Genomic DNA, 21,857 nt, shown 5'->3' with positions numbered 1-21,857 from the left:
AAGAGTAGCGCATGCTACTTAACTTGTAACATGCGCTCTAATGAAGTTCTGGCTTTCTCTGCAACGACCGGCGGCACATAAATTTGCGGCTTCATCGTTTCCAACGCTTTAACCAGCTTTTTGAGGTTATTCACTTTCATATTCGGACACACCAGGAACTTCGTAGCGAAGTGGAACGATTTATCCGGGCTATCCAATCGAAGCTGATATCCGGTTCCATCCTCTGTGCCTACAATAAACTCCTTGGCAGATGAATTTTTGCAATATTCCAGAATAGCGGTGGTACTCCCTACAAAATCGCCCATCGCAACAACCTCAGGACGGCATTCCGGGTGCACCACAAATTCCGCATGAGGATATTTGGCCTTCATCTCGACAACATCCTTAACCGTCAGCATGTCATGCGTGTTGCAATACCCTTCCCAGATAATAAGCTTCTTGTCGGTATGCTGCTGAACATAATGTCCCAGGTTTTTATCAGGCACCCATATAATTTCATCCGAATCCACCGACTGAATCACTTTAACGGCATTGGATGACGTACAGCAGATATCCGTTTCGGCTTTGATCTCAGCCGATGAATTGATGTATGTGACCACTTTCGCATTCGGATGCTGCGCTTTCAGCTTCCGAAGTCCGTCCACGTTCACCATATCCGCCATAGGGCAGCCAGCCCGCTCATCCGGTATAAGAACCGTCTTGCCCGGTGCCAGAATTTTAGCGCTCTCGCCCATAAAATGCACACCGCAAAATACGATGACCTCAGCATCGGTTTGTGCTGCCTTCTGCGCGAGCAGGAAGGAATCCCCCCGGAAATCAGCGACCTCTTGTATTTCGTCCCGTTGATAATAATGAGCCAAAATGATTGCATTACGTTCCTTCTTCAATTGCATTAACCGCTCACGCAGTTCACGGTTCTGTTCTGCTTTACGCTCCAGTGCCAAAGCTTCCATGATCGACCCTCTCCCTTTATGTAGTCCGGCGGTTCGCCGCTGATGACCATGTGACTTTCAGGATGGTTTCCACCTTTGTGAAAGGATGCGCATCCTTATTTAACAACTAATGTACACGTTCGTTCTGCCCCCTGTCAATGTGATAGAAAGCACAAAAAGAACCGGAAAACGAATTATCGTTCTCCGGTTCTTCAATTTTATTCGGTATTCGATGTTTTATCAGCGAATATTACGTTAAGCTGCTGTTACCGTTGTCCGATCCGCCTGGAGGATCCTTGCGCTCGGAATCTTTTCGCTCCGGCCCTGGATCATTCGAATCCATCGGGTTGTTCGGAATTTCTTCCGTGGAAGTCGGCTGCTCGCCGTCTTCTTTCCCTTGGATACGAACTTTCACGTCGCCAATGTTGTCGATGATCGGTTCACCATTCTCGGTAGAACCTTCTCCTTCACCGTCGCCACTGCCGTTGCCTTCAGCTGATCCGGTCTCAATGAGATTCTTGATTTGCTCAAGCTCCAGCGTTTCCATCTCGAGGAGCGTGTTCGCAATCAGGTGAACCTCTTTTGCATGCTTATTCAGGATCTCTTTACATTTCTCATAGCAATCATTAATAAATCGCTGCATTTCCTGATCGATCTCATAAGCGATTCGATCACTATAGTTCTGCTCATGTCCGATATCACGTCCAAGGAACACTTGTCCTTGGGATGTACCGAACTGCATCGGTCCGAGCTTCTCACTCATACCGTATTCCACAACCATGCTGCGGATAATGCCCGTCGCTTGTTGGAAGTCACTATATGCTCCGGTTCCGATTTCACCGATGAACAGTTCCTCAGCAACACGGCCGCCGAGCAAACCGGTTACGCGATCCAGCAATTCCTGCTTCGTCACGAGCATCCGATCTTCCTTCGGCATCATGATGACATATCCACCGGCACGGCCACGAGGAATAATCGTTACCTTGTGCACCGTATCCGCATGCTCGAGGAAGTAACCCACAATGGTGTGACCTGCTTCATGGTAAGCTACGATACGTTTCTCGCGATCACTGATCACGCGGCTGCGTTTCTCCGTACCGACGATAACACGGTCAATCGCCTCATCCACTTCTCGCATGGAGATATCTTTACGGTTGCGGCGAGCCGCAAGCAAGGCAGCCTCGTTCAGGAGATTCTCCAGATCGGCACCTGTAAAACCGGTTGTACGTTTGGCGATGATGTCAAGTTTAACATCCTTCGTCAATGGTTTGTTGCGTGCATGAACCTTCAGTACGGCTTCACGGCCCTTCACATCCGGGCGATCTACGGTAATCTGACGGTCAAAACGTCCCGGACGAAGAAGCGCCGGGTCCAAAATGTCCGGGCGGTTGGTCGCAGCAACGATGATAATGCCTTCGTTCGCTCCGAAACCGTCCATTTCAACCAGCAACTGGTTGAGTGTCTGCTCACGCTCGTCATGACCGCCGCCAAGTCCGGCGCCACGCTGACGACCCACAGCATCAATCTCATCAATAAAGATGATACATGGTGCATTCTTCTTCGCGTTTTCGAACAAGTCACGTACACGAGAAGCACCGACACCGACAAACATCTCAACAAAGTCGGAACCGGAAATACTAAAGAATGGCACTCCTGCTTCACCAGCAACGGCACGAGCCAGGAGCGTCTTACCTGTTCCCGGAGGACCGACAAGCAGAACGCCCTTCGGAATGCGAGCGCCAACCGTGTTAAACTTGCGCGGATCTTTCAAGAAGTCAACAACTTCAACAAGTTCCTGCTTCTCTTCATCTGCTCCGGCTACATCCTCAAATGTAATCCGTTTCTTCTCTTCATTATATAAGCGGGCTTTGCTCTTACCAAAGTTCATCACTTTGCCGCCGCCGCCTTGGGCCTGATTGAACAGGAAGAAGAACAGAACAAACATAATGATGAGCGGAATAAAGGATGAAAGCAATGTCAGCCAAATGCTTTGGCCTTCCATTGGCTGCACGGACAGTTTGACGTTGTTGCTATCACTGGCTGCAGTCAGCTCTTGCATCGCTGCATCCGTGGCAGGAATATAGGTTGAGAAATTCTCCGATTTTTTCTCTTCGGAAATCTCCCTATACTTACCGGTCACCAGATAAGCGTAACCGTCAAATTGTACCGTCATTTCCTCTATGTTGTTAGCTTTGACTTCCTGCCGCAGTTGATTATAACTAGGGGCATCGGCTTGCTCGCCGCCATTAGTAACGAATTGTACTATGCCCACCACGACTAAAAATAGAATCAAATAAAAACCAGAATTCCGGATGAACCGACTCATCCCCTACCTCCTCTCAAGACACATAAGATATTTTACCACAGCCTGTCTGGCCATCTCAACAAAGGGCCCTGAACTGTGATAGCAGCCCATTGCCGCGGTTTAACTGCTGTAGATTTCCGGCTTCAAAATCCCGATGTAGGGGAGGTTCCGGTAATGCTCGGCATAATCGAGCCCGTATCCGACAACAAAAGCATCCGGCAGCACGAATCCGGTGTAATCGGCCTGCAAATCCACCGTACGGCGTGCCGGCTTGTCAAACAGCGTGACAACGCGCACCGAGTTTGCCTTGCGGCTCTTCAAAAGCTCAATCAAATGGCTCAGCGTAAGACCGCTGTCGATAATATCCTCCACAATCAGCACATCCCTGCCTTCAACGGATGCGTCCAGATCTTTAATGATCTTCACCACGCCGGAGGATTTGGTTGATGCCCCATAACTGGATACAGCCATGAAATCCAACTCAAGAGGTACTGTTATGGATTTAACCAAGTCGGCCATAAAAATAAATGCACCTTTAAGAACGCAAATAACGAGTGGATTGCGTCCCACATATTCGGCGCTGAGTTTGGAACCAAGTTCCTTAATCTTTGCGTGAATCTCTTCTTCACTGATGAGTATTTCCTGAATGTCATTCTGCAACTTAAGTGGACCTCCTACGTTTATACTATGAAAGCGTGAAACGGGCCATTCTTCGTTTTACACTTGCCTTAAGCATCCGATAGCTCCATCCGGAGAACTCGTGATGTGTGCCGCCCGCAAGCGGCGTGAACGGAACGTCGTACACCTGGAATCCACACGATGCTGCCGGAACCGTCACAAAGAATAGGAATCCGGGCACGGACAGACGGTGGGATTTTCTCATCAATGAGAATATCTTTCACCTTTTTGCTTCCGTTTAATCCCATGATCTTCATCTTGTCCCCCGGCTGTCTGTTACGCAAGGTTAAGGGAAACCTCAGCTCATCCGCATCAAAATCCGCCACAAAGGCTGATGGTCTGGAGCCGTTCCGGCTTTCGCTTCCTGTCATTGACGACAATTTCAGCATTTTTCCGATTTCCTTAACATACTGCTGCGAAACATCAGGAGAATCAAGAATGTATATGTACTGTCCCTGTTCATTCGGAGGCTTAGGCCAAAACTGGATCACTCCATACTCACGAACACAGGTAATGCCGTCACCCAGATCCAGACGCCAGTTGCTTCGCTGATCGTTAAGAATGCCATGGCGCACCGTTTCAATCTTGACAAAATCGGTGTTTTCCTGGTCTGAGGGCAGGTAATTTAATATTAGTTTAATCAAACGCCGTTGTAAAGCGACATGTAAGCCCAAAAAGGAAGGCGCGTCGAAAGCGAGCCTCCCATCGTTCTCCTGTACCATACTCCGAAATTGCTTCGCAGCTTCAAGCTCCACAAAATCATCCTCCTGCTGGACTATTTCGGCCAGCTGATTGAGTGAGGAGGAGAACTGCCCATTATATCGTTCCAGAAAAGGCAATACTTCCAGGCGAATCGCATTACGGCGGTACTTCGTCTGTAGATTGCTGTGATCCACCGCATACTGGAATCCGCATACGCGGGACAACTCCACGATATCCGCCTTGTACATACGAAGGAACGGGCGGATAAGTTCCACTTTTTTTTCCGTGCGCTTAAATTTTATTCCGGCAAGTCCGGACACGCCGCTCCCGCGCAGAAGCCTCATGAGCACCGTCTCGGCTTGATCGTCAGCATGATGAGCCAGTGCCACGGAGCGCGCGTTGTATTTATGAGCCGTTTGCAGCAAAAATTCATAACGCTTCTCTCTTGCAGCCTCCTGCCCACCCTTACCGCTCTCTTCCATATAAGCAGGAATATCGATGAACGCCGTTTCAAATGGAAGTCCGAGCCGCTCCGCCAGTTCACGCACCATCTCCGCCTCTTGGTCCGACTCTTTCCGAAACCCATGATGCACATGGGCGCAGATCAATCGGAGCGGTGTCCGGTGCAAAGAAATTTCATGCAGCACGTGCAGGAGCGCAACGGAATCAGGCCCGCCGGAAACAGCGACCACGATGCTATCGCCTTCTGACCACAGATCAAACTCTGCGGCTGTACGCTCGACATGTTGGACGAATGTCCGTAAATAATCCTGTTTCACTTCCAGGTCCCCTTTATGAACTCCCAGTAACAAGGTAACAATTCAGCTTCATGAGCGGAAGAAAAAATAAACAGCAAGGGCCATGATGACTAACGATAAACCAAACGCGTTCTTCAGCCAACGCGGAGTTCGTCCTGGATTAGGACGCACGTTCCTCCCCGAACCTTCGTATATTCGTTTTCTCCACTCGTTCAACGCTTCCCGTGAATCCACGAAATCCCCCGATAAAGCCTTGTTCAGCCAAACAGCGTATGGTTTGAACACAAGGTTTCTTCGCAGCACCAGCTGCAGATCTGCAACACTACGGGTCTGGGGAAGCTGACAAGACGCCTCCCGTAATGATTTCTCATCCAGCAGGCCGATACACATCACGGCAAACGAGAACAAATCATAGGTTACGTCGCCAGTCCGGCTTCCGGCATTCCAGTATCCCCGATCATACCATTCCGTAAACTGCTTTACGCTGCGTCCGAAAGGGCTGACGCCTCCGTAATCGATCAGTTCCACTCTTCCGTATGCCGAAACCATCACATTATCCGGCTTCAAATCACCGAATGCATAACCGGATGCATGCAGCACGGACAGCTTCTCGAGCAGCTTCAGTCCGATCAATCCGATCCAGTCGGCACCGCGTTTGCGAATAAAATGATGCAGCGGACTCCCCTCAATGTAACGCATAACATAGAAGGACACTTCGCCACTGCCGTCATGATGATCGTCCGCCTCCACGAGATACGGGTCCGGCATCTGTTCTTTTAACGCATTCAGCACATTAATTTCGGATTGAAGATCCAGAGCGTCATACCCTACTTTCAAAGCATAACGCCCGCGTACTCCTGCCCGGTGAACCAGATACACCTTGCCGTTAGCCCCTTTGCCGAGCATACGTTCCACGATGTACCGGCTGTTCCGCCACTTGCCTTTAATTACGGTTCCTGGCGGATAACCCGGGTTAGACAACGTAGTCACCGAGCATCCCTTCCTCTTGGCTGGAATGACCCTGCCATGATTGATTACCTTCTAGTGTACCATATCGGTAAAATTCAATCACCTTTAACAAGGCAGGTCCAGTCGGCGTCGCCCCTCTCATCTGCAAGCGGCTGAACATTCCCCGGGCGCCGTCAAGATCTGAGGTCCAATTCACGTCCATCACGATATCCTCGCCGCTGTGTTTTCCAGGAAAATGGAATACGGACAATTCGCTTGAGCCTGCGCGCGCTTTCAAACTCAGCATCAAATCACGTATCGCTTCCTCAACGGCAGCCAGCTTGGGTTTCATACTTGCACTTGCATCGATTAACAGCGCGACCTGCAGTGATGATGTCTCAGCCAGCTCATCCACCACTTCCACGACCTGCGAACGCTTGTCCGGCGGAAGCTCCTCCAGCGACCCGCCCCCCAGAATATGCTGTATCTCCTTATTTACCGCTTGTTGGATCGTCTGAACCACCGTTTTCCGAGTCATCATCTGTATCGTCTGCGCCAGCTGCGGTGTGCCTACGATCCGGTGTATGCCTCCTCCCGCTTTGGCTATCTCCTGAATTTCCAATCCCCCTAGCTCACCGATCGTCCCGTAATCAAGAACCCCCACCACATTCACAACAATACCATCCTGGAGCGCATGGGCTGCGGCCAGAACTGGACTGGCCCCAACGTTAGAGCACCCGTCCGTAATCAGTAGAATTTGCTTCATAATAAATGATCGCCTCCGTCTCATCCATTCCTATCGATTTGACTTCTATCTCTATCATTTCCACATTCAAGAGAGTTCAAACGATATATAGGAAGAATAGACGTAAAAAGATTTACCATCTCCGGGGGCCTCCATTTCCCGGGTAATCGCTTGATTTATCTAACGCATCAGCTAACCGTTCGCGGCCGCTCCATTCGGGCAAAGCCCGGAACATGCACATTCGACCATTCCGGATGAAAGTGATCCACACGCCCGACCACCACCGTCATATCATCATGAATTTGATTCTGCTGGTAACGAATCACCTTCTCCAACAAACAATCGGCAATTTCCTGCGGATCCTCACTGTTCACTTCCTGAATCATTCGTTTCATCCATAACTCCTTGTTTACCGCATAACCCGGCGCATCATATATGCCATCCGTCATCATAATGAGAACATCACCGGCCTGCAGCTGTAATGAGACTAGGTCCACTTCGATATCCTGAATGATCCCAATCGGAAGATTGCTGGCCGAGACCGGTATGACATCATTGCCTCGTTTGATAAAGCTTGGCGTCGAACCGATCTTCATAAAGGTGGTCTGAGCCGTATATTGATCGATTAGGGCCATATCGACCGTAGCATAGATTTCATCCGGCGAACGCAGCATTAGAATCGAGTTGACCGATTTGATTGCCAGCTTCTCATCCATCCCGGATTGAAGCAGCTGTTCTAATATATTCAGAGCCGAGCTGCTCTCGAGCCGTGCCCTTTCCCCGTTGCCCATACCATCACTAAGCGCTACCGCAAACGTCCCGTTGCCCAGCTCGACCGTACTGAAGCTGTCACCTGATAAAATATCCCCTCCCTTAGCCGCTGCGGCTACGCCCGTCATAATTTCATATGTTTTCGCTGAGCCGAATCGCACGGTGGCCAATCCATCTCTTGGATGGGTCAAGGTCTCTTCCATTACGGCGATATGCTCCCCAAGAATGTCGGACAGCAGCGGTCCGATAATCTTCCTGCATTCGTCATAACCCCGGGTGTATGCATGAATGATCTCAATCTCGACCTGCCCGGAATCCAAACTGATGATATCGATGCCTTGAACCGATAAGCCCAGCTGCTGAAGCGCTTCCCGAATCTGTTCTTCTTGAATGTGCATGGTCTGGCTTTCCCGCTTAATCTCTCGGGCCAAGTCTTCCATGACCTGCGAAACCCCGGATAATTGTTCCGCTACCAGATGACGGCTATCGTATATTTGGCGTTTCCACTGCATATCATGTTGGTAAAGATGATACTGCTGCTTGAGGATGCCAAGCACCTCCTCCTTCTTGGCACAGATCCGGCTCCATTCCGGCGGCAGATCGTCTGCTTCCATCTCAGGATTCTCCTCGATCGAGGTCATCATATCGGTCATATATTTATAAGTCTGGTAAAACTTCATATCCCAGCACTGATTCCGTTTAAAGCATGTGGCACAGCTTCCCTCCGCCACGGCATTCATGAAATGATTCATCTCCTCCGTTTGTTTGCCCGGAGGCTGTATAACCCCGGACGTCTGTCCGAAGCTTTGCGAGAGCTGCCGGAACACCCGGGAAAATTGGGTCACACGGTCCGCTGTAAGATCCCGGACCCGCTTGGCGTATTCATGCTGTGAACGGGTATGATCCTGCGTGCCAGGCACATATTTGCCTATAGCCTGCATCACACTCTTGGGCGTAATGAGGAATAACACGATAGCCACGCAGGTTTCCCAAGTGGAGATCATCACTTCTCCAGGATTGCTGAAATAGATGGAGAGAATAGTTGCCCCCAGCAGCATTCCCAGCGAAACACCGCCTTTCTTCCCTTCCTTTAGCATACCTGCGAGCATCCCGGAAAAGGCGAGCAAACTCATCTGGGAGAATGCCGAAATGTTGGCAAGACTGAGGATGAGGCCCGTTACTACGCCAACCGAGGCGCCTAGCGGAGCTCCCCCGACTAGGGCAAACAGCAGAATTAAGTATCGGGATAAGACATGCTCTACCGACAGAGATTGGATCGTCCAGCCAACGGCACCTGTCATGACCGACGCCAGCAAAATGATAATACATAGAATTTCTTCATTTCGAAGAGCATGCGTTTTTTTACGAAGCGTCAGCACGGGAATCGCTTGAATAAAGACCAATGTCAGGACAAAGCTGAGCACGGCATTCAAGGTGAGCATCATCATGGAATACCAGGTAATGCTCGGTCCGATGAGAACACTGAACAGATTCACGAAGAAGGTGGAGACAAATACCATCAACGGTGCATACGACAATTCTGCCCGATCATAGGTCTCCAATCCCCGCATCATAAAGTAAAAGATCAAGATTTCTGCCGGTACCATCCATGCCACCGGAAAGGACGCAAATAAACTTCCTGCAACGATAGCGGCGCCTACCGGCAGCAAATAATCACGGCGCATAAAGGCAATGACTGCAAAATAAGCGATTGCAAATGGAGACAGCTCTCCCAGAATCATCGCTCGTCCGAGCAGAAAACCCATGAAGGTTAGCAGGATCATCCACTTCTTAGCGGCCAGGAAGTGGATGGGACGCTGTAGAAAAGGCAGCTGCCCTAACCGTTCTGTTACACGGGCACGAATGGAACCCGCTCCCCCTTTAACTGCCTCAGTACCCGGAAACATCACCAGATTTCTTTTATCCATTACGCTGGCACCCCATTCTTCACGAATTTGTTGGTCCCATTATAAAACCCCTGTTCAGGAAAGTTTGTCAGAACACCGGACAAGCCCCAAAGAAATTTCCGACAAAATCAACGGGCCTTGCGAACGTTCGGGAAAAGAGCCTTCATCCCCCACGCCCAGCGGTGTTTACACGACTCAAACCTGGAGCATTCTTGCAGATCATTTCCCGAATTGAGGCAGACATCCCGTGTTCATTCCACACGGAAGCGCCGTAAATTGCGTAGGAACCTGTCGTACCCTTGGATACAACGACAAAAAAACCGCAGAAGGCGGTTTCCCTCTGCGGTCAGTTTATATTTTATCGAATTACATACGTTTGGCTCCGCGTCCACCGCGTTTGCCTTCCGTATTCTTCTTAAGCGAAGAGATTCGTTCTTCACTGTCTTTCAGGAAGCGTGACATTTTATCCTCAAATGAAGGCTTGTTGGCCGCAGGCTTAAACGGGCGTCCACCGCGTTCACGGTTGAATCCTCCACCACCGCCACCTCCGAATCGTTCTCCGCCGCCTCCACTGCGTTCCGGTCTCGGTGCGCGGGGTGGACGACTTTCGGAAGCCGGCTTGTCGACGGCCTGCTTGATCGAAAGACCGATCTTGCCGTCCTTGTCGACATTAATCACCTTCACGGTAACGACATCGTTGATCTTCAAATGATCGTTGACATCCTTAACGTAGTTGTCGGCGATCTCCGAGATGTGAACGAGACCCGTGACACCTCCTGACAGATCCACAAATGCTCCAAAATGCGTTATGCCTGTCACCTTGCCCTCTAACTTGGTGCCCACTTCAATTGCCATAGAATAAAATGATCCTCCCTTAAAAATATACAGTCCGATTTATAAATCGCGCTGCGGTGATTTGATTATACGATAATGACCTAAACAAGGTCAACAGACGTCTGTCATGCCTAATTACGGCTCTTCGCCCGAATTTTGGGGCTGAATGATCGGCGTCTCATTTGGCAGATACAGTCCAAACTTCTTGCGGGCAATCTGCCCGATATATTCAGGGTCCTTCAATCGCTCCACTTCATGAGTAATCTGGATTAGCGACTGTTCAACGGACTTATAATCCTCTTGCTTTTGAGCTAGCGCTTCGTTCTGATTACGGATGCGGTCATTCTGGGACCAGAGCGTTGAACCTGCCCAGATCAAAAACAGCGCCATCATCGCCACAAACATTCTTTTACGCCGGCGTGCGCCTTTGTTCTTTGTCTTGGTTTGTTGGGGAGCCTGCTTCGATGGATCAGCAAATCTTCCCATGACCATACCTCCTAAAACCAGCGCTTCCACGCCTTGATAACCTTGTCCGCGAATTGCTTGCACCATGCCGGCAGCCTGACTCTGGATGTGATCGGTCTCAGCATCCATTTCAAGAGTCGCCAAAAAGGCATGAGGCATTTAAGGACTAAACGCAACAGCGACAGGAGAAACTTCCATAGAAACCTTAACAATCCTAAGATGAGCATCAGGATTCCTTTGATCGGATTCCACAATAAGATACGGAACAGCTTGTACAAAAAGGACAGCAAGCCTTTTGTCACTTGAATTAACATTACCACAAAACGCTGGGTTATGACACTCCATAATAAAAAATAGATCCAAACCCCTATAAACAGGCCCACAAACACATAAAAACGCAGTTGACCGTCATTGGTCACATACAACATGCGAAAAATGAAGAAGGCTGCCGCAATCCAGTAAAGGAAGTCCAGGGTATGCTTGGACCATTGCGGGAAACGGAGCTGCCCTGCCAGCACCCGGTAGCTGTCGAAGGCGACTCCCATCGCTGCTCCGGAGAAGAGCATCCAGAGCAGCGTGATCCATTGTACGCTGGGGTTCATTTAAACAGCTTACCCAGCAGACTCTTGTTCTTGGTCTGCGAACCGGGATTCAAATAAATCAGTGAATGCACCTGACCTTCAATCGACAAAAGCCCCTCTTCCAGGCTGAGATTTTTAATATGTAAATTTTGCCCCCGAATGGTGAGATGCCCAAGCTCGGTTTGAAGCAGAAATTCTTCACTGTCAAAGCTCTCCACATTTTGGACACCCGTAATGTCCAGCAGCTTCCGGTTCTGCATCCGCAGGTCATGAAACTTGCCCTTCCCTTGGTCGATCATGGCATGTACCCCTCCTTTTAACAATAGCTTATGGGAAGGCGCCTGCCTTTAGAACCGGAAGAAGAGTAACCGCTTCAGGAATGATCGTGATGCTGCAAGGAATGCACGGAGAAAGAACGAGAGCGGGAGGTCCAACGTTTATACACCCATGATAAACATAAAAAACGTCCCCCACACCATATGGTGAGAGGGACGTTTGATGGAACGGCTCGGGCTGATTACCAGTCCAATCCGCGATCTTTAACGATCGGTTCTTCCTTGACCAAGGTATAGAGGCTGGTCGCCTCATCTTTACGGGTTGTCTCGGTAAGACGCTCGACCCGGACGGTCACCAGCTTCTGACCAAATTGGACGGTGATCTCGTCGCCCAATTTAACCGTGCTGCTCGGCTTGGCCTCACGGCCATTGATCAGCACCCGACCTTGATCCGATACATCTTTCGCTACGGTACGCCGCTTGATTAACCTCGATACTTTCAGGAATTTATCGACACGCATTATTTTACGGCTTCTTTAAGCTTGTTGCCTGCCTTGAACGCAGGAACGTTGGATTCTGGAATTTCGATTGTGTTACCTGTTTGCGGGTTGCGGCCTGTACGTCCAGCGCGCTTGCGAGTCTCGAATGTACCAAAGCCGATCAATTGAACTTTATCGCCATTAGCCAAAGCTTCAGTAATTTCACCAAGGAAGCCGTTCAAGACGTTCTCTACGTCTTTTTTTGTCAATCCACTTTTACCGGAAATGTTGTTGATCAGATCTGTTTTGTTCATGAATTAAATCCTCCCAATTATCAGAAAAATATAAGATTTTACGGTTATTCGGTTAAACCGCCTTGCAATCTGCAAGATTTCACCATTAATGATTATTCTGGATGCCTTGCGGAATTCCTGCCGCAAATCCCTATTTTTTTATTTTTTACGTGAAAAGTTGCCTTTTTCACACATCGATACCGCCGCTTTGTGTCGATCCCGATTTAGCTGCCTGCCATAGGGCTTCCATCTCGTCCAGGGTACTTTCCTGCAAGGTTTTCCCCTGGGCGGTAAGCTGCTCCTCTATGTAGCTGAAGCGACTGACAAACTTCCGGTTCGTTCTCGAAAGCGCTTCTTCCGGGTCCGCCCCAATAAATCTTGCCGCATTGGAGACCGCGAACAGCAGATCGCCGAGCTCAAGCGCCGTATCCTCATCAGACTGGCCCTCGGTCACCGCCTGCCTCAGTTCACCGAGTTCCTCTTCAATCTTCTGGAACACGCCCTCGATATTATCCCAATCGAAACCAACCTTGGATGCCTTCTTCTGGAGCTTGTACGCCTTCATCAAGGCGGGAAGATCCCGCGGAATGCCATCCAGTGCCGAAGCTTTCTCTGGGGAGAGCCCTTTGCGGCGCTTCTCTTCCGCTTTCATCTGCTCCCAGTTCTGCAGGGCAGATTCCGCATCTTTGGCGCTGCTCTCGCCAAAGACATGCGGGTGACGGAAGATCAACTTGTCATTCAACGCTTGAATGACATCATACACCGTAAAGGTACCGAGCTCCTCTTCCATCTGAGAATGCAGCATAATCTGCAGCAGCAGATCCCCGAGTTCTTCCTGCATATGCTCAGGATCATCCTCATCAATCGTCTCTAATACCTCATAGGTTTCTTCGATCAGATTTTTGCGGATGGATTCATGGGTCTGCTCACGGTCCCATGGACAGCCCTCAGGACTGCGCAGAATGCCAACGATCTCATGGAGTCTGGCAAACGTTCGCTGTCGAAGCAGGCTGTCATCGCTTCGGGGTACGTAGACCAGCGAAAGATTTCCATACCCGTCGATGCGATCAAGCTCGTAGAGCGGCACGCGCTGGATCACTTCCTCGCCCTCAACGCCCAGCGCATGGCCGACAATGACCGGATATTCGTCCGGATACAGTTCCATCAGCGCCAGTTTAACTTCCGAAGCGGTAAACATATCATACACCTGGCCGATCAGGGTATGGAGCTGCGGCTGGATGACACTTGCACGTAGCTCAGCTGCATCGAGAAGCTGGAAGCCCTCAATGGGATCGAAACCAAGGCGAACGAAGGCCTCGTCCAGAAAGCTCTCACCGCCGAGCACCGTAAGCGTCACATGCTCTCCCGGGCAGCGCTCCCGTAATAACCGAACCGTTGCCTCCGCTACCATCGGATGCCCGGGCACCGCGTAGACAAGCTCACGATCATCCTCAGCAGCCTTAGCCAAGTTGATTAGCGCGGATGCAATGGATTCGTACACCTCGGGAAAGGTGTCATGCGCTTCATACACATGGTCAAACGATTCCGGGTGAATCTGGAACTCATTCAACGCAGCGATGACGGGATGAGATAATGTACGCACATACACCTTCGATGCCCGCTGCATGGTTTTTATGATACCTATCGTCAATCGATCTGGGTTGCCAGAACCCAAGCCGACCACCGTAATGGATGCACTCATACGCTACTTCCTTTCGTCTTCGTCCGCCTTGTCGACGTCATTATCGTACACTACTATATCACAGAAGATCAAACATCTCACGTCAGCCCGGGTCAGCGCAGCACGCGCAGGGCCCGCAAGAAGGCCGCCAGCGGTCTTCCGACCTTTGGCAGCATCCGAAGCTCCTCCTCGGTGAGGAGCTTCGTGAGTGCGGCGCCGATAAGGAAGGCGCCGCAGCCAGCCGCGACGCCGCTCAGGCTCGCAGCCGCGTGGGTGAGGCGGCCCGGGGCGAAGCCGGCAGCCGCCAGGATGCCGCCGGCTGCCTCACCTGCGCCCCAGGCGGCCAGTGCCACCGCGGCTAGGACCGGCAGCGTCCTCGCGAACATGCCGCCGACGTCAAGGCGGGTGCCGGCGCTTCGCGAGAGCAGCGCAAGGTTGAGCACGGCGGCGGTCAGATGCGCAGCCACGCCGGCGATGGCTGCGCCGGTAATGCCGAACTGCGGCACCAACAGCAGGTTGAGCAGCAGCTTGAGCCCAGCCGCAACCAGCAGATGAACCGCCGGTGCTTTGACCATACCGATCCCTTGAAGCAGCGCAGCAGTAATCGTGCTTAGCGTACCCCCAGCAGCCGTAAAGGCAATCACCTGCATCGTCACCGTCCCAGCAGCATCCTCGTACAGCATGACGTTAATCGGCTCAGCCAGCACTGCCAGGCCTACGGAGGCCGTCATTCCAATCAGCCAAAACCAACGGAGGGCCATGCGGGTTTGGCTTGCAACCCGGGCGGACTCTCCTTTGAACTTGGCCTCCGCCAGCGCAGGGATAAACAGAACCGACAACGAAGCAGCCAGCATCGTAACCAACTGGACAAGCGGCAATCCGCGGTTATAGACCCCAAACTCCGCCATGGCCGTTGCTTCGCCCAGTCCACCGGATGTCAATAACCGGGGCACCGTGAAGGTATCCACCAGTCCAATCAGTGGAACAGCGAGCAGACTAAGACAGACGGGGATTCCATAAGCAAGCAGGCGGCCAAGTAGAACACCTGCTCCCTCTCTAGTTACATCGGCACGCATCCCCGTTTCGTTCATACCCGCCGCTCCGAATCCTTGACTTACTTCTCCTTGTATTTCACCCCGAGTTGACCGGACATGCTTGCGCCAGTATATTCCCATCACCAATAGACCGGCGGCGCCACCGGCAGCAGATCCGAGCAGCGCTCCGGCGGCAATTACGTCGGGATCGGCACCGGCACGGATCATGTAGAGCAGCAGCACAATCATGACCCCAACACGGACAACCTGCTCCGTAATCTGGGAGATTGCCGTTGGCACCATATTGTGCAGCCCTTGAAAATAACCGCGCAGGACCGACATCCAAGGCACGAATGCCAGCGCCAACGCACCTGCGCGGAGGGCGGGCACAACCTGACTGCTTCCGATCCACATCCCGATCCACGGAGCACAGACATACATCAGGAAGCCGAGAAATAGACCGAACAGCACCAACGAGACGGAAGACAGGCGCAGCAGGCGATGGCCGTCCTCAGTGCGCCCTTCGGCCTCATATTCTGCCACATATTTGGAGACCGCCGCGGGGAAGCCAACCGCCGCTATCGTAATGATCATCATATAGAACGGATAAACCGTATTGTAGATGCCAAAGACGGCATCCCCACCCATATTTTGCAGCGGTATTTTTTGCAGTGTGCCAATCAGCTTGGACAGAAGCGCGGCCGCACTGAGAATAAACGCTCCCTGCAGAAGCCTTGCCCCTGTTTGATCTGGTTTCATATCCTCTTCCAATCCCCTAGTTTCTTTTTTTTCGTATCACAGAACAAACATCTGCGCAGATGCTGCCATGTGTACCTCCATTATAACCAAGGGCGGGAGAGGGGTACAAAAAAGAGAAACCGGACAACAAAAACTCCCAGCTGCCGATTGACCCTGTGATCAACGTTCAGCGGGAGTCTCCATCCAAGGATTCATGTCCTTGTCTTATTGTTCCATTTGCTTGCCGAGGAAGCCTGCGGCGGTTTCAGACATCTTCACTTCCATCTCACCCATGTTCACGGATTCGTCCTTGTTCAGCAGCACAACACTGCCAATCGGGTCTCCTCCAGCAATGATAGGTGCAGCGACAAAAGCGGATAAAGTTTCCGGATTGTCTTTGCTGATCTCATACGTACCACTGTTGCTTTCCAGCACCGTCTTGCGATTTTCCATGCAGTTTTCCAGAAGGTTGCCAATCGGCTTGTCCAAATACTCCTTCTTGGAGCCGCCTGCTACGGCGATAAATGTATCACGGTCCGATATGATCGTGATGTGACCTGTGCTCTCATAAAGGGACTCTGCGTATTCCTTCGCAAAATCGCCCAATTCACCGATCGGTGAATATTTCTTCAGAATGACTTCTCCATCCCGGTCAACGAAAATTTCCAGCGGGTCACCTTCGCGAATCCGCAGTGTGCGTCTAATTTCTTTTGGAATGACCACGCGCCCGAGGTCATCAATACGGCGGACGATACCAGTAGCTTTCATGTCACTTGTTGCCCCACTTTCATAAGAAGATTTTTCAACTACTGTTCCATTCGGGAAGAGGATGTCCCCAGGTATATAAGAGTTAATGTCTGACCATAGTATTCATCCATTCCCAATTCCTTATACATCATCTACCCTCTGTTGGTTGCGAAATCCAAAAATAAATATCATTCGAAAGAGACGGATGTCAGGGGAGAAAAAATCCATAACGCGCGATTTCGCACGTTATGGATTCGAAGATCCCACCATTTCATCATGCGCTAGCCGTAATATCCAGCATTACCCGCAGCGCATTACAATATCAATTGCCGGACCTTGTCTGCGGGCTTATTTACCCGTGTCTTCCTTGCCTGCATCCGGTGTTTGATCACCTTCGGCAGGTTTGTCAGTGGTACCGTCTTTCTTCTGGTCTCCTGTGCCTTCGGCAGGCTTGTCCGCGTTCTCACTCTTCGGAAGATTCATGCTCTCAATCAGGTCGTTGAGCTCATTCTGCATAAAGTTGTCGATCTTCGCCGAAGCAAGCTCATTCCGAATGCCTTCCTTCTGATCGGCAGGCAGCTTGTCGTAAGACACTTCCTCGCGCTTCTCCACTTTCATGACATGGTAACCGTAGTCAGTTTCTACCGGATCGCTGATCTTATTAAGCTCAAGCGTTAGCGCCTTTTCCTTGAACTGCGGTACCCAAGTGCCTGCCGGTTTGTTCTCATACAGGCCTCCGCTGTTCTTGGAGCCCGGATCCTCGGAGTATTTCTTAGCGACCGCAGCAAAGTCCTCGCCTTTATTCAGCTTGGACTGTACTTCCTTGGCAATTTTGAGCGCCTCGCCTTCCGCTCTTTCCTTGCCTTCCGCATCCTTAAAACCAATCAGGACATGACGAACGCTAATGTTGGTGTAATCCTTCTTGTTCGCCTCGAATTCCTTCTTGATATTCTCTTCGGTTACCTGATTCTTCTCATATTCCATAACGGTCATGACGCGAAGCATATAATTTTTGAGATCGTCTTCCGTCAATTTCTGCGATTCTAGAGCAGCTTTAAACTGCTCCTCGCCCATTCCGCTCTTCTGCTGCTTTAGCAAATCGTCCGCTTGCTTCCCGGCAGCTTCCTTCGCTTTATCGTCAGCTTTGGCGTACAGGTATTCATAGGCTACCCCCTGTTTCGCCAAATACTCTTTAAATTCATCCATTTGTAAAAATTGGGCGTATTCCGGGGACATGAACTGAATCATGCGCTGTTCCAGATCAAATTCCTTCTCGGTAATCTCTCCACCCTTATATTTGACAATAACTTTGCTATTATCATTTTCGGTTCCCTTAGTCTTGTCGTTACCGCACGCAGCGATCATCGACATGGATAGCACTGCTGTGATGGATACCATAAACGTCTTCCATGCCTTGTTATTTCTTGACGGCATTTTGTAGTTCTCCCTTCAGGTTGAATGGCCCTTTTGCGGCCTCCAGGAATTGCTCCAGCAATTCTAACAGTTGTTGATCGGAAAGTCCCTTGCCTTTGATTCGAATGACCATCGTCGGCCCTTGTTCAAATTGTACACGTCTTTCGAACATATTTCCAATTTGCGCGAGTCCTGCTGTATCAACCGTCTTATCCTGCCCTTCATAAAACTGCAGCAGCACATCGTCGCCGCGCTGGATAATGGAGTCGATCCCGTACGTACGACCATATACCTTCAAGCGGGATACAGCAAGCAGGTTACTTACCGCAAGCGGCAGCTCGCCAAAGCGGTCAAGCAGTTCATCCTCAAGCTCCGCCGATTCGTCGATAGACGAAACGACAGCCACTTTTTTATAAATTTCGATCTTCTGGATGCTGTCATAAATGTAATCTGACGGCAAGTAAGCATCAATCCCCAGATCGATGGAAGTGTTCCAGTCCTTCGATGGCAATGGCGGCTCGCCCAGCATGCTGACTTTGCGTTTTTGTATCTCCTCCGCCAGCATCTGTGAATACAGGTCGAACCCGACGGAAGCAATAAAGCCATGCTGCTCCGCTCCGAGCAGATTGCCCGCACCGCGAATCGACAGGTCCCGCATCGCAATCTTGAATCCGGAGCCAAGCTCCGTAAATTCTTTAATGGACTGCAGCCGCTTCTCGGCCACTTCGGTCAGCACCTTATCCCGCTGGTACGTGAAATAAGCATAAGCGATCCGGTTGGAACGTCCGACGCGTCCGCGCAGCTGATACAGCTGGGAGAGGCCCATTTTGTCCGCATCATGCACGATAAGCGTATTTACATTCGGGATATCCACACCTGTCTCAATAATGCTCGTACTAACCAATACGTCGTGTTCGCCGTCCAGGAAGTCGAGAATGGTCTTTTCCAGTTCCGTTTCCGACATTTGCCCGTGTCCCACACCCACTCGGGCCTCCGGTACCAGCATGGATATCTGGGCTGCCATCTCCTGAATGCCCTGAACCCGATTGTAGAGATAGTAAACTTGACCGCCCCGGGCCAGCTCTCGCTCAATGGCTTCCCGCACCAGGGTCTGGCTATGCTCTACGACATAAGTCTGCACTGGAAAACGGTTCTCCGGCGGTGTCTCGATCACCGACAAATCCCGAACGCCGAGCATCGACATATGCAGCGTACGCGGAATCGGCGTTGCCGTCAGCGTCAGTACGTCGACATTGGTCTTCAGCTTCTTCAATTTCTCCTTATGCGTAACGCCAAACCGCTGCTCTTCATCCACAATCAGCAGTCCCAGATCCTTGAACACAATATCCTGCGACAGCAATCGGTGCGTCCCGATCAAAATATCGACAGAGCCCTGCTTTACTTTCTTGATCGTCTCATTCTGCTCCTTACGGCTCCGGAAACGGCTCAGCACCTGAATGTTGATCGGATAATTGGCAAAACGCTCCCGAAACGTCTCGTAATGCTGTTGGGCCAAAATCGTCGTCGGTACCAGCACCGCAACCTGCTTCCCTTCGATCGCTGCTTTAAACGCAGCGCGAACGGCCACTTCCGTTTTCCCGTAACCGACATCACCGCACAGCAGCCGATCCATCGGCCGGTTCTGCTCCATGTCTTTTTTGATTTCGGTAATCGCTCGAAGCTGATCAGGTGTTTCATCATATGGGAACATGTCCTCGAATTCCTGCTGCTCCGACGTATCTTTCTCAAATCCGTACCCAGGCGCAGTCTGACGCTCGGCATACAGCTTGATCAGATCGTCGGCGATATCCTGAACGGAAGAGCGAACCTTGTTCTTAACCCGCGTCCATTCATTTCCGCCCAGCTTGTAAACCTTCGGCTCCTTGTCTTCCGAACCGACATATTTCTGGATGAGATCGATCTGCTCAATCGGAACGGACAGCTTATCGCCCCCGGCATACAGAATATGCATGTAGTCCTTATGGATTCCGTTGATTTCGAGCGTCCCGATCCCCATATATTTCCCGATACCGTGGTTTTGATGCACCACATAATCGCCGACTTTGAGCTCCGTATAGCTCTTGATGCGCTCGGCGTTGTCCATATTCTTTGTGGTTTTGCGTGTTTTGCGCTGCTTCGAGGAGAACATTTCGCTCTCTGTAATAATGGCAGCATGAACCGAAGGCATCTCGAAGCCATTCTGCAGATGCCCCTCAAACATAACCGGTTCTTCGATGCCATAGTCCAGCAGTACCCGCCGCATGCGGTCCATCCGCTCCGCATCGCCTGCCAGCATCATGACCTGAACACCCGACTTCTTCCAGCGCTCCATCTCAGCCTTGAGCACATTCATCTGGCCATGGAAATCCTGCATGCCGCGCGTAATCACATTGACGATATTCTGCGGCTGCATTCTTGGCACCTGACGCAGGAAGATCGAGATCAGTAGACTTTGATAGGGGTGCTGATAGATCAGTTCTTCCGTATCCAGTGAAAGCGGCAGATCCGGCAGCGATTTGCCATTCTGCATCAGATGCAAATTCCATTCCGCTTCATCCCGCTCCAGCTGCTTGGCTGTTTCTAACAGACGAGCAGGCTCATCCATAATCAGAATCGTATCCTTCGGCATGTAATCATATAGATTGGTCTTCTCCGGATACAACAGGGAGATATATTTATAGATTTCAGGGAAATATATCCGCTCGCGCAGCATCTCAACTTCCCGGTGTATTTCATCCCGCAGACGGAGCTTGGCCTGACGATCACTCATGCGCTCGAGCTGTGTCTCCAGCAGACGGACCACCGTATCCGCTGTACGGCTTAGCCGCTCTGAATCTGCAATAATTTCCTTGCATGGTGTAATGGTGACTTCCCGGACCTTGTCAATCGAGCGCTGATCTGCCGGGTCGAAGGTACGAATGGAGTCGATATCTTCATCAAACAGTTCGACGCGGTACGCCATGGTCGTTGTCATCGGATAAAAATCGATGATACCGCCGCGGACACTCATCTCGCCGCGGCTCTCGACGCGCTCCACCCGTTCATATCCCATCTCGATCATCTGGTTCAGGAAGGAATCCAGTACGAGTGTCCCGCCGTCATGAAGTACAATTCGTGCATCAGACATCACTTCAGGAGCTGGAAGCAGACGACGCACGCCGGAAAATGGCGCAACGACAATACCCCGGAAGCCTCTGGCACAACGGACGAGTACATCAATCCGCTGCGCCAGAGTCTCGGGGCTTGAAACGGCCGACTCGGCCGCTACCAGTTCATTCGCCGGGTATAACAATACTTGGTCCGGTGAGAGCGCTTCCTGTAAATCATCTGCAATTTTCTGGGCTGAAAACATATTATGAGTGACAACGAGCAGCGGTCGCTGCTGGTCCTGGTGCAATGCGGCCATTAAGATCTGCCTGGACGACCCAGAAAGACCGGAGATCAATTGCTCCCTCATGCCGGCTTGGACGCCAGCGGTTATGGATTTGAAGTCCGAATCCTTCGAAAATACATCAATAAGTGCTTGTAACAAAAGGGGCACCTCTCTTATGCAAAAGAAATGAATTTCCTA

General features: G+C 50.9%; 18 protein-coding genes. All 18 read right to left on the bottom strand.

Translation table 11 applies throughout. The annotated features are described in order from the left end of the window. Positions 1-14 precede the first annotated feature (14 nt). On the bottom strand, positions 15-953 hold the full coding sequence (gene nadA, locus MKY48_RS00295; RefSeq protein WP_098741232.1) for a quinolinate synthase NadA: 939 nt from the start codon (positions 951-953) through the stop codon (positions 15-17). Between the two features lie 229 nt (positions 954-1,182). Beyond that, on the bottom strand, positions 1,183-3,258 hold the full coding sequence (ftsH, locus tag MKY48_RS00290; protein WP_076326695.1) for an ATP-dependent zinc metalloprotease FtsH: 2,076 nt from the start codon (positions 3,256-3,258) through the stop codon (positions 1,183-1,185). A 99-nt stretch (positions 3,259-3,357) separates the two neighbouring features. Further along, positions 3,358-3,897, bottom strand: coding sequence for a hypoxanthine phosphoribosyltransferase (hpt, locus tag MKY48_RS00285; RefSeq protein ID WP_076326696.1), 540 nt, complete (start codon positions 3,895-3,897; stop codon positions 3,358-3,360). A gap of 68 nt (positions 3,898-3,965) precedes the next feature. After that, entirely contained in the window at positions 3,966-5,396 is a 1,431-nt protein-coding gene (gene tilS, locus MKY48_RS00280; RefSeq protein ID WP_339269217.1) for a tRNA lysidine(34) synthetase TilS, read from the bottom strand. Positions 5,397-5,444: 48 nt separating this feature from the next. Further along, complete coding sequence (locus MKY48_RS00275) at positions 5,445-6,365, bottom strand: serine/threonine protein kinase (RefSeq protein WP_339269215.1); 921 nt, start codon at positions 6,363-6,365, stop codon at positions 5,445-5,447. Beyond that, on the bottom strand, positions 6,349-7,089 hold the full coding sequence (locus MKY48_RS00270; RefSeq protein ID WP_076326532.1) for a vWA domain-containing protein: 741 nt from the start codon (positions 7,087-7,089) through the stop codon (positions 6,349-6,351). The genes MKY48_RS00275 and MKY48_RS00270 overlap by 17 nt, the downstream gene beginning before the upstream one ends. Before the next feature lie 167 nt (positions 7,090-7,256). Further along, on the bottom strand, positions 7,257-9,767 hold the full coding sequence (gene spoIIE / locus MKY48_RS00265; RefSeq protein ID WP_339269213.1) for a stage II sporulation protein E: 2,511 nt from the start codon (positions 9,765-9,767) through the stop codon (positions 7,257-7,259). Positions 9,768-10,112: 345 nt separating this feature from the next. Continuing rightward, positions 10,113-10,601, bottom strand: a complete 489-nt coding sequence (locus MKY48_RS00260) for a S1 domain-containing RNA-binding protein (RefSeq protein WP_009591896.1) — start codon at positions 10,599-10,601, stop codon at positions 10,113-10,115. A 114-nt stretch (positions 10,602-10,715) separates the two neighbouring features. Continuing rightward, positions 10,716-11,066 carry a septum formation initiator family protein gene (locus MKY48_RS00255; protein ID WP_098741227.1) on the bottom strand — a complete coding sequence of 117 codons (351 nt, stop codon included), beginning with the start codon at positions 11,064-11,066 and terminating at the stop codon, positions 10,716-10,718. Positions 11,067-11,077: 11 nt separating this feature from the next. Next, entirely contained in the window at positions 11,078-11,647 is a 570-nt protein-coding gene (gene yabQ, locus MKY48_RS00250) for a spore cortex biosynthesis protein YabQ (RefSeq protein WP_098741226.1), read from the bottom strand. Then, on the bottom strand, positions 11,644-11,925 hold the full coding sequence (yabP, locus tag MKY48_RS00245) for a sporulation protein YabP (RefSeq protein ID WP_009591926.1): 282 nt from the start codon (positions 11,923-11,925) through the stop codon (positions 11,644-11,646). Before yabP ends, yabQ begins: the two co-directional genes overlap by 4 nt. Before the next feature lie 218 nt (positions 11,926-12,143). Continuing rightward, positions 12,144-12,422, bottom strand: coding sequence for an RNA-binding S4 domain-containing protein (locus MKY48_RS00240; RefSeq protein WP_076326537.1), 279 nt, complete (start codon positions 12,420-12,422; stop codon positions 12,144-12,146). Continuing rightward, positions 12,422-12,694, bottom strand: coding sequence for an HU family DNA-binding protein (locus MKY48_RS00235; RefSeq protein ID WP_009591918.1), 273 nt, complete (start codon positions 12,692-12,694; stop codon positions 12,422-12,424). The genes MKY48_RS00240 and MKY48_RS00235 overlap by 1 nt, the downstream gene beginning before the upstream one ends. Before the next feature lie 166 nt (positions 12,695-12,860). Further along, complete coding sequence (mazG, locus tag MKY48_RS00230; protein ID WP_339269207.1) at positions 12,861-14,375, bottom strand: nucleoside triphosphate pyrophosphohydrolase; 1,515 nt, start codon at positions 14,373-14,375, stop codon at positions 12,861-12,863. 92 nt (positions 14,376-14,467) lie between these two features. Beyond that, entirely contained in the window at positions 14,468-16,147 is a 1,680-nt protein-coding gene (locus MKY48_RS00225) for a polysaccharide biosynthesis protein (protein WP_339292096.1), read from the bottom strand. Positions 16,148-16,351: 204 nt separating this feature from the next. Beyond that, positions 16,352-16,894 (bottom strand): stage V sporulation protein T, encoded by a 543-nt coding sequence (gene spoVT / locus MKY48_RS00220; RefSeq protein WP_071221080.1) that lies wholly within the window; start codon positions 16,892-16,894, stop codon positions 16,352-16,354. 327 nt (positions 16,895-17,221) lie between these two features. Then, positions 17,222-18,307 (bottom strand): peptidylprolyl isomerase, encoded by a 1,086-nt coding sequence (locus tag MKY48_RS00215; RefSeq protein WP_076326540.1) that lies wholly within the window; start codon positions 18,305-18,307, stop codon positions 17,222-17,224. Next, a complete protein-coding gene (gene mfd, locus MKY48_RS00210; RefSeq protein ID WP_339292095.1) occupies positions 18,291-21,818 on the bottom strand; it encodes a transcription-repair coupling factor in 3,528 nt (1,175 codons plus the stop codon). Before mfd ends, MKY48_RS00215 begins: the two co-directional genes overlap by 17 nt. Between the last annotated feature and the right edge of the window lie 39 nt (positions 21,819-21,857).

The sequence above is a fragment of the Paenibacillus sp. FSL W8-0187 genome (assembly GCF_037969755.1).
Lineage (GTDB): Bacteria > Bacillota > Bacilli > Paenibacillales > Paenibacillaceae > Paenibacillus_AQ.
Note: the sequence above shows the minus strand (reverse complement) of the source record. Positions and strands in the feature narration are given on the sequence as shown.